General features: G+C 42.3%; 8 protein-coding genes. 6 read left to right on the forward strand and 2 right to left on the reverse strand.

Translation table 11 applies throughout. The annotated features are described in order from the left end of the window. Positions 1 to 6: 6 nt before the first annotated feature. The 5 genes from A3EE_RS0105100 to A3EE_RS0105120 all read left to right on the forward strand — a co-directional run bounded on the left by A3EE_RS0105100 (position 7) and on the right by A3EE_RS0105120 (position 10,499). Entirely contained in the window at positions 7 to 4,005 is a 3,999-nt protein-coding gene (locus A3EE_RS0105100; RefSeq protein ID WP_018342365.1) for a T9SS type A sorting domain-containing protein, read from the forward strand. Beyond that, on the forward strand, positions 4,005 to 4,490 hold the full coding sequence (locus A3EE_RS0105105; RefSeq protein WP_018342366.1) for a hypothetical protein: 486 nt from the start codon (positions 4,005 to 4,007) through the stop codon (positions 4,488 to 4,490). The genes A3EE_RS0105100 and A3EE_RS0105105 overlap by 1 nt, the downstream gene beginning before the upstream one ends. Before the next feature lie 2 nt (positions 4,491 to 4,492). Further along, on the forward strand, positions 4,493 to 7,678 hold the full coding sequence (locus A3EE_RS0105110; protein WP_033417577.1) for a T9SS type B sorting domain-containing protein: 3,186 nt from the start codon (positions 4,493 to 4,495) through the stop codon (positions 7,676 to 7,678). 82 nt (positions 7,679 to 7,760) lie between these two features. Further along, entirely contained in the window at positions 7,761 to 9,485 is a 1,725-nt protein-coding gene (locus A3EE_RS0105115) for a T9SS type B sorting domain-containing protein (protein ID WP_026209605.1), read from the forward strand. Positions 9,486 to 9,497: 12 nt separating this feature from the next. Then, a complete protein-coding gene (locus tag A3EE_RS0105120) occupies positions 9,498 to 10,499 on the forward strand; it encodes a PorP/SprF family type IX secretion system membrane protein (RefSeq protein WP_083921243.1) in 1,002 nt (333 codons plus the stop codon). A gap of 343 nt (positions 10,500 to 10,842) precedes the next feature. Here the strand turns inward: A3EE_RS0105120 and A3EE_RS0105125 are convergent, their stop codons facing one another. Next, on the reverse strand, positions 10,843 to 11,241 hold the full coding sequence (locus A3EE_RS0105125; protein WP_018342368.1) for a GxxExxY protein: 399 nt from the start codon (positions 11,239 to 11,241) through the stop codon (positions 10,843 to 10,845). A 466-nt stretch (positions 11,242 to 11,707) separates the two neighbouring features. Here A3EE_RS0105125 and A3EE_RS0105130 point away from each other — a divergent pair, with 466 nt between their 5' ends. Next, on the forward strand, positions 11,708 to 12,790 hold the full coding sequence (locus A3EE_RS0105130) for an AI-2E family transporter (protein ID WP_018342369.1): 1,083 nt from the start codon (positions 11,708 to 11,710) through the stop codon (positions 12,788 to 12,790). A gap of 223 nt (positions 12,791 to 13,013) precedes the next feature. On the opposite strand, the gene A3EE_RS0105135 is transcribed toward A3EE_RS0105130, so the two are convergent. Beyond that, positions 13,014 to 13,394 carry a hypothetical protein gene (locus A3EE_RS0105135; protein ID WP_018342370.1) on the reverse strand — a complete coding sequence of 127 codons (381 nt, stop codon included), beginning with the start codon at positions 13,392 to 13,394 and terminating at the stop codon, positions 13,014 to 13,016. Positions 13,395 to 13,439: the final 45 nt, after the last annotated feature.

The following is a 13,439-nucleotide window of genomic DNA, read 5'->3' on the forward strand; positions in this document are numbered from 1 at the left end:
CAGAAAATGAACAACATCTCATTCCGATATCTTTTCATCTTTATTTTTTCTATTGCTTTAACGCATATCAGCGAAGCGCAATGGGTCGACATCGGCAATACGCGAAGCATTTCATTAGGAGAAGCACTTGCACGCGATGCATCGGGAAATGTTTACGCCACCGGAAGATTCACCTGCGATCTGGTCATTCAAGGCGACACCTTGCATAACCCATCTTGTGGAGACACAACCACGAAACCTTTGGTTATACCACGCTTCGACGGATACCTGATAAAATATACCGCAGCCGGACTAGTACTCTGGAAAAAACAGATCGTTGGGAATGCGGCAAACACGTTATTTGAAGTGAAAGGCATTTCGGTTTCATCTTCTGCCGTATTTATTACCGGTCATTACAAAGGCTCGGTAACATTTGGAAGCACGACCATCACGAATACAACTTCTGTAAGTGACGCGTTTATTGCCTGCTACGATGCAAACGGAAATTTTCTGTGGGTGAAAACAAATTTTACACGCAATGCGGTTGCAGAAATAACTACCGCATCTATTTCTGCAGGCACAGATGGAAGCGCCGTATTTACAGGACACTACAAAGACTCCATTATTTCTTCAGACGATCAGGATACACTTTATTCGGTAAAAAAATCCTTGTACCTGATAAAGTTTGATGCCTCAGGAAATTACCTTTGGATGAAATCTTCAAAAGGCAAAAACGCCGGCTCAGTAGCTGAAGGCACAGATCTGTGGCAGGATACAAACGGAATTATTTTTCTAACCGGGAATGCAAGCGATACTATTTTTGTTCAGCAGGATTCAATCAATTTTGCAACGGGCACATCGGGAATTTTCATTTCTAAATTTACTTCCGGAGGAAAATTACAATGGATCAAAAAAGACACGGTAGCACATGCAAATAGTATTGAACTTGAAAAAGATCAGAAGTACTTTTTACTGGGCGGCGATTATAAGAACAACAACAAATTAGGCGGAACAACCTTAACAACTACGGCCAATTACGGAGCATACGTTGCACGCTACGATACATCGGGTGTGATGCAGTGGGTGAAAACACTTACCGTACCTGCAGCAGATTCCGCAGCAGTAACGTATGGTGTATCGGGCGATATATATGGGAATGTATACGCGATCGGAAATTTCGGAAAAAAAACATCTACAGCTGCAGTACTTACAGCAGGTAGTAAAAGTATTACTGCAAAACCAGGTTTTACATTTTATGTAGCCAAATACAAAACAGATGGCACTGTCCAATGGCTGCAGTCATACGCCGAAGGAACAACCGATGCAGGTAAGAATATAATCGCATACGATTCATCACAGGTATTCATTACAGGCTATTTCAACACATCGATAACAATTGATAGTTCTAAAGTCACCAACAGCAGTGTAGGTCTGAACTCGTTTGTAGCACGCATCGATGCTTGTCCGTATGTTAAAGCAAGCATACAGACACCTGCAAAAATAGTTACCTGCAAAAAAGATTCTATCCTCCTTCAGGCCGTAACGGGATCAGCGGTACTGTATCAATGGCAGAAAAATGGTGTAAACATTCCCGGAGCAACAGCAGCAAATTATTATGCAAAAGATTCTGCCTTGTACAGAGTCGTTGTACAGTCTACCAATCCTGCCATTGGTTGCATCAAATATTCTCCCGGACTTTTTATCACCATCAATCCGTTACCCGACACATCTATTTTCATCAGCGGCAAACTTGAATTCTGTGAAGGATCACAAGTGACGATGAATGCAGCATTTGGATATAAATATCAATGGATGGTAAACGGTGCTGCTCCGCTTGCAAAAGATACCCTGGCAGGTTATGTCACCGCAGTGTCCGGCTCCTACCGCGTAGCACTTAAAAGCAACAAAGGCTGTCTGGATTCTTCACGTACATTCACCACCATTGCCGAACCCATTCCTTCCCCACTCATTACACCTGCAGGAAAATTTATAGTCTGTCAGGGTGATACGGTATTTATGAGCACAGCAACGAATGCTACGTATAAATATCAATGGTATAAAAACAACATTCCGTTGCCAAACGATACGCTTCCTGCTTATAAGGCCTACACAAACGGAAGATTTAATGTATTCGTAAAAAACAGATTGGGCTGCGGAAAATATTCACCGGAAGATACAGTGTTCGTCAACTCTGCACCGGTTGCACCCATTACAAACACAGGCAACCTGACCTCTTGTTCGTATCAGCTTCCTACATTAACCACATCTGCAAATGCATCCATCAATACCATTCAATGGTTTAAGGATGGAATCGTAATCCCCTCTGCAAGCAGCGATTCATATAAACCCACACAAAGTGGTGTATATCACATCAAGGTTACAAACGCGATCAATTGCAGCAGCGAATCGTCTAAACTAACGGTAACAATTAATCCGCAACCAACAGCAGTAGCTGTCATTGCAGGAAATAGTAATTTTTGTTTAGGTGATTCGGTGCCGATCTACGCAACATCAGGCACCTACACCTATGTATGGCAACGCAATGCAACAACGGTAACAAGCGCGCAATCAGGCGTGTATTACGGCAAACAGGCGGGCAACTACCGTGTCATCGTTTCAGATATCAACCTCTGCAGCGATACTTCCTCAAACGTAGTGCTTACAGCCTTTTCCGTTCCGGTTGCAAGCATTTTAACTTCGGGCAATCTTACCTTCTGCACAGGTGATTCTGTTACACTGAATGCAACACCGGGCACCGGATTATTTTACGAATGGTTCAACAACGGAACAAGTGTACCGGCTATGACCAGTCGTATTCAAACGATCAAGACAAGCGGCGATTACAAAGTACGTGTCCGCAACACCATTGGCTGCGCCGATACATCCGATGCCGTAACCGTGCATGTATATACAGTGCCTCCGAATACCATCACATATACAGACCCACTGACATTCTGTGACGGCAGTCAGGTGAAACTTTCTGCGACACAGGATCCTGCATTCCTCTATCAATGGAGAAAAAACAATGTTGCGATTACATCCGGCGGAAACAGTGCCGACTACATCGTTACCACTTCAGGTTCATACAACGTGGTGATCTCCATCAACGCAAAATGCAGCAGTACTTCTTCTGCATATACCATTGACGTGAAACCGCTTGTTAAACCGGTCATCACAGTCGATAATGAATTCATATCTACTTCTGCATTTCTTTCTTATCAATGGTATCAAAACGGGTCACTGATTGCAGGAGCAACAAATCAGATTTATAAAGTAACAGACAACGGACAATATTCTTTACAGGTAACCGATGTCAGCGATTGCAGTGTACAAGCAGATCCGGTAACGGTATGTGTTCCGGTTCCGCATATACAGGCCAACGGAAGCTTCCTGAGTTCAACATCCGGAAGTAGCTATCAATGGTATGTAAATGGGGTTGCGATATCCAATGCCACTACGCAATCCTATCTGGTGAATACAACCGGTGATTATAAAATAAAAGTATTCCGCAGCGATGGCTGTGCCTCTTTCTCTAACATCATTCGTGTATGTATCCCACCGCCTGTCATTACAGCCGGCGCAAACAATGTACTTACTTCTTCCGCAGGACTAACTTATCAATGGTTTCTGAATGGAACAGCAATCGTTGATGCGGATACCCGGATCATTGTAGCCGAAGAAAGCGGAGATTATACCGTGCAGGTGGAAGATCTTTCGGGATGTATTTCGATCTCTGCGCCGCTGTCTGTTGTTGTATTATCTGTAACAAACGGATTTAAAAATGCACCAATGCGTTGCTATCCCAATCCATTCGACAATCTTTTAACGATCGATGTACAGTCTGCAGCACTGCTTCCATTGAACGCAGCCATCTACGACATCAACGGTATACTTCTCATTGAAAGTGTGATCAGCAATACTGATGAAGATCTGAACACTGATCAGCTCGCGCCCGGTTCGTATGTGCTGATGTTAAGCAATGGAGCAGAGCGCTATTATTATAAACTTATTAAACTTCCGAAATAATGTATAGAATATTATTTCTTATACTGTTCCTTGGTACGACCTACATTTCAGGTGCACAGAATAAAAGCAGCTACCTGAAAGCAGAACGTTATACCTTTCCGGAAACAGGATTCAGCATACAGGCACCGCAGCACTTCGACACCACCTACATGTACAAAGGTTTGCTGCACAAAGCAACTTCCAGTTCGTTAGTAGCTACCAAAGCCGCAAACAGAAATCCGATTGCTTTCAATCAGGGTTTGACAAAAGAATATTTCAGCACACAAAATTTAACATTGATCAAGTCTGAAAAAATTGTGACATCGAAATGGAATGGTGTACTGTATTACTTGTCTTTTGAAGTAAAAAATGTGAAGATGCAACGCATGATGCTGGTAACAGGCACCTACAACGATACCTATATTTTAATGGCGAACTTTCCGGAAATGTTTGCGTCCCAATTAACTGTACCCATCCGGGAAAGTATGCTTACGCTATTGTTTTAATTATGAAGTATTTTATAAAACATATTGCCCTTCATCTTTATACGCAACACGTTACAAGCTTGTGTTTCCTTATGCTGACAGCAATGTTGTTCAGCATAAACACGCATGCACAAACCAAAACGGTAATGCATAATGTTGTGTTTGAAACCGATTCGCAATCCATGTGGGGAGCGGGAAACGGCTTCAGCATCAACCGCACAGTAAATCTGTTCGATCGTTTTGAAAGCTCATACCCTTTTGATACACGTCCCGGTTCGATCTTCTCGGTTGCCGGTTTTAAATTCGGCGCAGGCATCTGGGGCAGATTTGCTTTTGGTCTCGGCCCTATGGCCTTTAAAGTAAGCGGCTTTGAAGGCGGTGATGTATCTGTAAAGTATCCGATCGAAGTGGATCTTGTGTTGCCCGACGACTCTACTTTTAACGCCGGAGAGTCCGTTACCATCGAAACAGATTATACCGTACAAAGTGATTTCGAACTCAACACCATTTATCCTGCAACCGGAGAAGTAAGTCTGGAGATGCCGATCATGTTCGACATGAGAGTAGGTATTGATGTATGTCTCTTCGAATGTTTCAGTGTACAGATCTTTCCTCCTGGTGCTCCAGGTAGTGGGCCCAACCCATTGGTTGATTTTACCTGGACAATCCTTAAAGTAAATAAAGACGAAATCGTTTATCCGTGTTTCAATGTTCCGCCCGTATGCAGCGTTGCAATTCCCGCAGGCTCCACATCCGGCGTACTGCCCGCAAGTTCACCGTTGAGCGGTACCATAAAAATTCCGAACGTACAGACCACCGCAAGCTTATCCGGAAAAGATTTATTAGCAAGCGGCGCTGATCCGTATCTGATCCCGAGTCTCAATATAATGCAGCTGCTGAGCCTTGCACCACCACCTGTAGGAACGTTCTTCGGTATCTTAAGTTCAGGTTTTAAAATTCCACCGGCCGGTATCAGAGACTTTGGCGGCACGCCACGTTCCATCGAAATAAATTGGGTGCTGTTCACCATGCACATGAACATGCCGATCTCGCAATCGCAGCAATTCCGCTTCCATCCTACCGTCAATCTTAAACTGAAATTGCCTGTGGATGTACATTATTCATACACGGATATCAAAGCAGGAAACAGTGTGGAAGGAAGAGATTCCATCATCGATGTACCGCTGGGTGCAGACCTCAAGATTACCTACCCCTGCAACATGTCGCACATGGATATGAATGCCAGTTATGTGATTTCTACAAACGAGTTTTCAAACCGTACCTACGATCACGTCGATATAGAGCTTGTGTTTACAGCCTTTCAGTTCGGCATTGTATTTCCGGATTTCGATATTATTCCACGCTTTTGTATTCCCATTCCGTTGATCGGTGATCTGTGTTTTCAACTTACCGTTCCCGGATTTGAAATTACAATCGGTCCGCTGGTAACACCTCCTCCTGTACACCTTGCAGGATTTGACCTTCCGGATTACGTGAACAGCACCTGGGAACTCGCCGGCTTTACAGAACAGTTTATTGAGGATCCATTCAGGCTTGTTCCGAGAAAAGTTCGGATGAATGTCGTAGCCAGTGCTGCCACTTGTTTTGGATCATCCACCGGCAGCGCCACCTTTGATGTTACCGGAGTCACGTCTCCCGTGGCCTATCAATGGTCTACCGGAAGTACTGCTAAAGATCTGACCAATGCACCAGCCGGAAGACAATATGTAATTGCTACGGATGTGAATCAATGCAGAGTACATGCAGACGCATTCATCACACAGCCCGATCAGATCCTTAACAGCATATCATCTACAAATCTGCTTTGTTACAACGACTTTACAGGATCAGCTGCAGTAACTACTACAGGCGGGATTCCTTCGTATACCTATCAATGGACAGACGGACAATCTACTGCAACACCTACCGGACTTGCAGCAGGTAAACACATCGTTACCGTAATGGATGTAAACGGTTGCAAAAAATTGGATTCTATATTGCTTAGTCAGCCACCGGATATTCGTGCAAACGTATTGCATGCAGCGAATCCTACCTGTTTCGGAAAATCAGACGGATCTCTTTCACTGGATGTCAGTGGCGGCGTACAGCCTTATTTCTATCAATGGAACAACGGTGCTGCAGAAAAAGACATACGCCTGCTTCCCGGAGGTTTGTATACGGTAAACATAAAAGATGCTAACGGATGTATCCGTAATCTCAATACCACGCTTGTTGAACCTGCACAATTAGTAATCAACCTTTCTGTGCTGAGCGATGTTGCCTGCCTTGGAGGAAAAGACGGAAGCATTCTGGCGGATGTCACGGGCGGAACATTGCCTTATTCTTATGCATGGAAAAATGCGGATCTGGAATTAAGCAATACATCAAATCTTGTAAGCGGATTACCTGCAGGTACCTATTCATTAGCTGTACACGACATCAATAAGTGTACTGCTGATAACCACATTGAAATTACCGCGCCTCAATTTATATTGGAAAGCAGTGTAACCAAAACCGATCTCAGCTGTCACAATGGTGCAGACGGAACAGGACAAGTAAACGTGACGGGCGGTACAGCACCGTATCTGATCAGCTGGTCGAACGGAGCAAGCGGTGCATCTGTTACAAACCTCACAGCAGGTACCTATACCATCACCATCAAAGATTTTAAAAATTGCACAACGATCAACAAAGCAGTGATCGTATCTCCTTCTGCAATGATTGTAAACGTTGCGGTGTCAGATGTCTCATGCGCAGAACAGCAGGACGGAAAGGTGGTAGCAAGTGTAAGCAATGGTACACCGCCATATAGCTATCTGTGGTCAACCGGTTCTACCGAAACTTCTATCACGGGTCTGGCTTCGGGCTTGTATACCGTTACGGTTACGGATCAGAAACTCTGTGCCAGTACAAGCAATGCTACAGTCAACGCAGGCAACGGCGATTGCCTCTTTATACCAAATGCATTTTCACCCAACGGCGACGGCACCAACGACCGATGGGTATTGCGCAACATTCAACTCTATCCGAACAATACCATGCAGGTCTTCAATCAATGGGGACAGGAATTATACAGTGCCTCTCCCTACCTTGAACCCTGGGACGGAAGGCACAACGGAAATTTATTGCCTCCTGCAACCTATTATTTTATTTTCAGCAGAGGCGACGGATCAGCTTCGTTTACCAGTCCGCTAACCATCATTAAATAAAACCCTTTAAGGGAAATATGTATAAAGAAATGAATGATCTTATTATACGAACCCTTCAAGGGATAAATTATATACAGAAATTATGAAAAGAATCTTTCTGTTCGTATTTGCGTTGTTCTGCATCTCCTTCAATGGGCATGCAGACTATGTGCCATGCAGCTTTACCGTTGCCTTTGATAAGCAAGCTGTCAAATGCCACGGAGAAAAAAGCGGATGGGCAACAATACGTGTGAACATTCCCACCAACGTTACCTACACCCTCGAATGGTTTGATGGTGTTACAACCGCAATGCATACGGATCTTCCAGCCGGAACATTCTTTGTAAAAGTTACGGATCAGACCGGCTGCATTGCCAGTTACTTCGTGAACATCACCGAACCCGATCCGTTGGTGGTAACCTCAGACATCACCGATCTGTTGTGCTTTCAGGTACCGGAAGGAAAAATCGAATTAACGGTAACCGGCGGAACACCTGCATATTCGTATCACTGGAGCAACGGAGAAACATCTGCAGATGTAGATGGACTGCTTGCAGCAACATATTCTGTTCAAGTAGAAGATGGCAATAGCTGCAAAGCAAACTTAAGCAGTACCGTAAAGCAGCCTACAAAATTACAATCTTCCTATGAAGTAAAAACCGTTTCCTGTTATGGAGGAAGTGATGGAGCCATTGATCTTACGGCCTTCGGAGGTTCTTCTTTTTATTCGTATACCTGGGACGATGGGAACGTGCTGCAGGATGAATACAATCTGAAAGCAGGCGTGCATGACGTAACCATTAAAGATGTGAACGGATGTAAGCTGATCACATCCATCATCGTACCACAGCCGGATCCCATCACGGCAGATAAAACCATTACCGATGTAAAATGTTACGGATTTAAAGACGGCATCATTGACCTCACGGTAAGCGGTGGTGTGCTGCCCTACACCTACAAATGGTCTACGCCGGAAATTGTACTCGGACAAACAGAAGAAGATCTTACAGATATTCCCGTTGGCACCTATTATGTATTGATCAAAGATTTTTTTCAATGCGAATATTACGATACCATGAAGGTAAAAGAATCTTTCTTGTTGGTTACCAATCTTGCGATCTCCGATGCGATCTGTTACGACAGTCTGAATGGAAGCATTGACCTCACCGTAACAGGCGGTCTTCCTCCCTACTCCTATTTATGGTCGAGCGGACAACGCACACAAGACATTGCTGCGGTGCATGCCGGTATTTATAAAGTACTGATCGATGATGTGAACGGCTGTACAGCACTTGTACAGGGAGAGATCAAACAACCGACCAATCTTACCTTCGGATTTTCTGTCAGTGAAGTTTCCTGCAAAGATAACGACGATGGAAAAGTGGTACTGTTCAACAGCGGTGCGATAGAGCCCTACACCTATGTATGGTCGAACAGCGCAACAACAAAAGACATAGCGGATCTGCTGGGAGATAATTATACCGTAACTGTTACCGATGCGCATGCATGTCCGTTCTCTGCAACGGTTACCGTTCCTACAAATCCAAAAGCATGTATCACTGTGGTTACGATACCCAATGCATTTTCTCCGAATGGCGACAACACAAACGATGTATGGATCATCCGTGATTCAGAACTCTACCCGGAAATAAAAGTGAAAGTGATCAACCAATGGGGACAAACAGTTTTCTCCTCAACAGGCTATACACAGCCATGGGACGGCACCTTCAACGGACACAATGTATCCGGAGGTACCTATTATTATGAAGTGAATTTACATTCCGATGATGACAAACCATTCAGCGGAACATTAACCGTGATCCGATAAAAATAATTATATATGAAACGAATCCTTATAATCTTTGTGATCATGCTGGCAGGCCTGAACCTGCAGGCCCAGCAGTGGCCTCTATACAGCCAGTACATGTTCAATCAGTTCATCTTAAACCCGGCAGTAGCAGGATCCGATGAAAAGATTCCAATTGTTGCAACCGTAAGACGCCAGTGGATGGGCATCCAGGACGCACCCGTTACACAATCCATTTCTGCACATGCCTACACCGGACAATTCGTCGGACTCGGCGTAAACTTCTTTAACGAAGTAGCCGGACCAAGCAGAAGAACCGGCATGAGCTTTTCCGCAGCGCGCCATTTTATGGTGAACAAAGCAAACGATACCTGGTTCTCATTCGGACTCTCCGGTACCTTTTATCAGTTTGGTTTTGATCCTTCTAAACTTCACTTTGATCAACCCAATGATCCCGTTATTACGACTGCTGCCATCTCGAAGTTTATACCCGATGCGGCTACAGGTGTGTATTTATACAACTCACAGTATTATGTAGGATTTTCAGTACAGAATCTGTTTCAGACAACAACCAATTTATTTGACATCATAGATCGCAATTACAATCCGGCCAGCCGCGTATTCTTTTTAACTGCAGGTTATGAATTTGTACTCAACGACAATTTCAGCATCCAGCCTTCTGTGCTGGTACGCAAAGTATTTGCTGCACCTTACCAGATGGATCTGAATGTAAAAGCAACCATTGCAAATCATTTTACAGCTGGCGTATCCTACCGTACCCACGATGCAGTAGTATTGCTCGCAGGTGCAAACATACCCAACGTATTTGTTGGCTACAGCTACGACATCACCCTGAATCCCCTGAAGAGCTACAGCAAAGGCACACACGAGATCTACCTGATCGTGAAGATGGATAATATTTTACACAAGAAAGGTGGCCACTTCAACAACCACCAAAACACCAGAGGCCATGGCCATAGACCAGGCGGCAGCTACGGAGGGAAAAAAAATCCATATAAGATGCCGGTACAGTAAGTACCGTTGATTACCCTGATTTATATGATTTCGCTGAAACGTTAACCAATAGTATCTATCGTTCATTTCTTAAACCATCTGATTATTTGAAGAAATGAACGATACATGATGTACAGTTTAATAACAATCAATCATTACCTGTCCCGCTTTTGGGCGGGAGTAAATCAATTTAATCAGCATACCTATCTATTTCAAGGTTATATGCTTCTAAATAATTGATTGCGCTGATGAATGACGCTGTAAAATAGAACCATTAAACCATCTAATTGATTGCAGAAATGAATAAATATATATTATGCTCTTTAACATTAAGCATCATAGTAAATCATATAAATCAGCGTAATCAACGGTCCAGATTTGCCTTTGAATTAATCAGCCTCTTAAACTGTAAGCTCTTTGCACCGAAGTTAATCAGCATACCTATTTCAAGGTTATATGCTTCTAAATAATTTATAGCTTGGGCGAGATGCACATCTTCTACCTGTACAAGTGCTTTTAGTTCTAATGACACCACCTGCTCAACAATAAAGTCTACTCTTCTTGTACCGATTTGATCCTGCTTGTAAAATATTGGCATTACAAATTCACGCTGAAAAGTTAAGCCTTGCAAGAGCATTTCTTTTTCCAATGCACGCTGATAAATTACTTCCTGAAACCCATTACCCAATACTTTATGAACTTCAATAGCTGCTCTGATAACTTTGGAAGTAATATCAGAATGCTTGTATTCTTTTTTGATCATTGTAATAAAAATTAAGCTGCTTGAATCAACAACAACTTATCATAGTTTCTCCATTGATACAATAAAAGAGAGATAGAAAAGTATCTTTTTATCGAATGTTAAATGTCTTAACGGTTGATTACGCTGATTTATATGATTACGCTGAATGTGCTAATGAATGACGCTGTAAAATAGAACCATTAAACCATCTTATTGATTGTAGAAATGAACATATATATATTATGCTCTTTAACATAATCATTCAGTGTAATCATATAAATCAGCGTAATCAACGGTCCAGATATGGGATTTCTACAACAGAAATACCAGAGAGTATAATACTTGTATTTTTATTTGCGAGGATCTTTACGAAATGTATCATTTACACGTTTTTAATATTTTCTATTAAAATCTTATCTATGCTACATTCTAAAATGAATGCAAGCAAAATAGAAATGTTTCAAAACACACTTAATACCCATACACAATGACTGAAAAATTACCTCTATACCATAAACTTTCTGTTATCACCATTGGACTGTTTATCTTTTTTTACATACTATTTATCAGTAAAGAAATACTTGTTCCATTAACATTTGCATGGCTGTTAGCTATATTATTAAACCCCATCGTTAATTTTCTGCAAAGCAAAAAAATAAACAAAATTGTAGCCATTGTTTTGGCAATTGTTTTAATGATCCTTGTTTCCGCTGGCATATTATTTTTTATCGGCACACAGGTTTCTAAATTCGTAGATATGTTGCCACAATTAAAGCAAAAGGCTCATGAACTGGGGCATCAGGGGCTATCCTGGTTTTCTGATACGTTTAATATAACCACTCCCAAATTAACCGCCTGGATCGAAGAACAGAAAGCCAAAGGCATGCAAAGCGCAAGCGGCATCGTAGGTACAGCCTTGGGATCAGTTTCTGGTTTGTTTGTGGGATTGTTTCTGTTACCTGTATATATCTTTCTGTTTTTATTTTACAAACCTCTTTTACTAACCTTTATATCAAAACTATTTTCCAGGGACAACCATAAAGTTGTAGCAGATGTATTAAACGAAACAAAAGGACTTATACAAAATTACTTAATCGGGTTAATGATTGAAATGTCTATTGTAGCTACATTGAATAGCGTAGCATTAATGCTGATCGGTATTAAATATGCCATCTTGTTGGGCGTGATTGGTGCGATACTTAATTTGATTCCTTACATCGGAGGTATGGTTGCGATCGCATTACCAATGTTGATGGGCCTTATGACAGATAGCCCCATTTCAGCTTTGTATGTCTTTTTGGCTTATGCCCTTATTCAGTTTGTTGATAATAACTTTTTAGTACCTAAAATTGTTGCTTCAAAAGTTAAAGTCAACGCACTCGTTTCCATTATCGTGGTATTGATTGGCGGTACGCTTTGGGGCGTCGCAGGAATGTTCTTATCGATTCCATTAATAGCTATCCTTAAAGTTATATTCGACCGCATTGAAGCCCTTCAACCCTTTGGTTATTTAATTGGCGACGATATGCCGGAAAATGACTCTGTAAAGAAACATTCAAAAAAAGTCTGAACCACTGATTCACCTGATTAAATTGATTTCACTGATAACGCCCGTACTCTCACTGGCGCCAGTCTTAGCGTAGCGGTGACTGGTGCCTATCATTTCGCAGTCTTTGACTGCATTTGGATCTACTTCCGCCGTTGTTGGTGTTTCCGCGTGCTCTAATCATAGTTAATCAATTTAATCAGGTAAATCAGTGCCTGTCCCGCTTTTGGACCGGGAGTTCAGACGACTAATTATCAAACCTCTTCCCCCAGATCCATTGCAGAAAAGTGAATTTTGTATCATCCTTCAAAACATCCTTCTTTTGCAGTTGCTCTCTTTTTTCTTTCAACGCATCATACAGTTTTACTGCTAAAAATACCTGGTGATCTCTGAATTTATTCAGATCTGTATCCAACAGATCATAAATAGTGTCTTCATACCAGTTGAAGACAGGTATTTCATGCTCTTTAGCAATATCCATTTTAGAACAAATAAGTTCTACAAGATTGGTATTAAAATCATCTGTAGCCAAACCCGTTGCTTCCAGTCCCATGATGAGCTTACGGCTGCGCATGTCTGCTAAGATGAGTGTGATAATTTCATTGCGGTTGATTGTTGTTGGCTCCATAGCTTCGGAAATATTAAAATCAAAAGTCCAATATAATAGGTTTTT

Source organism: Cytophaga aurantiaca DSM 3654, from assembly GCF_000379725.1.
Lineage (GTDB): Bacteria > Bacteroidota > Bacteroidia > Cytophagales > Cytophagaceae > Cytophaga > Cytophaga aurantiaca.

Excerpts from the sequence above, each read along its gene's own strand:
- A3EE_RS0105120 (WP_083921243.1), top strand. The coding sequence starts at position 9,498 with ATGAAACGAATCCTTATAATCTTTGTGATCATGCTGGCAGGCCTGAAC.
- A3EE_RS0105105 (WP_018342366.1), top strand. The coding sequence starts at position 4,005 with ATGTATAGAATATTATTTCTTATACTGTTCCTTGGTACGACCTACATT.
- A3EE_RS0105110 (WP_033417577.1), top strand. The coding sequence starts at position 4,493 with ATGAAGTATTTTATAAAACATATTGCCCTTCATCTTTATACGCAACAC.
- A3EE_RS0105135 (WP_018342370.1), bottom strand. The coding sequence starts at position 13,394 with ATGGAGCCAACAACAATCAACCGCAATGAAATTATCACACTCATCTTA.
- A3EE_RS0105130 (WP_018342369.1), top strand. The coding sequence starts at position 11,708 with ATGACTGAAAAATTACCTCTATACCATAAACTTTCTGTTATCACCATT.
- A3EE_RS0105115 (WP_026209605.1), top strand. The coding sequence starts at position 7,761 with ATGAAAAGAATCTTTCTGTTCGTATTTGCGTTGTTCTGCATCTCCTTC.
- A3EE_RS0105125 (WP_018342368.1), bottom strand. The coding sequence starts at position 11,241 with ATGATCAAAAAAGAATACAAGCATTCTGATATTACTTCCAAAGTTATC.
- A3EE_RS0105100 (WP_018342365.1), top strand. The coding sequence starts at position 7 with ATGAACAACATCTCATTCCGATATCTTTTCATCTTTATTTTTTCTATT.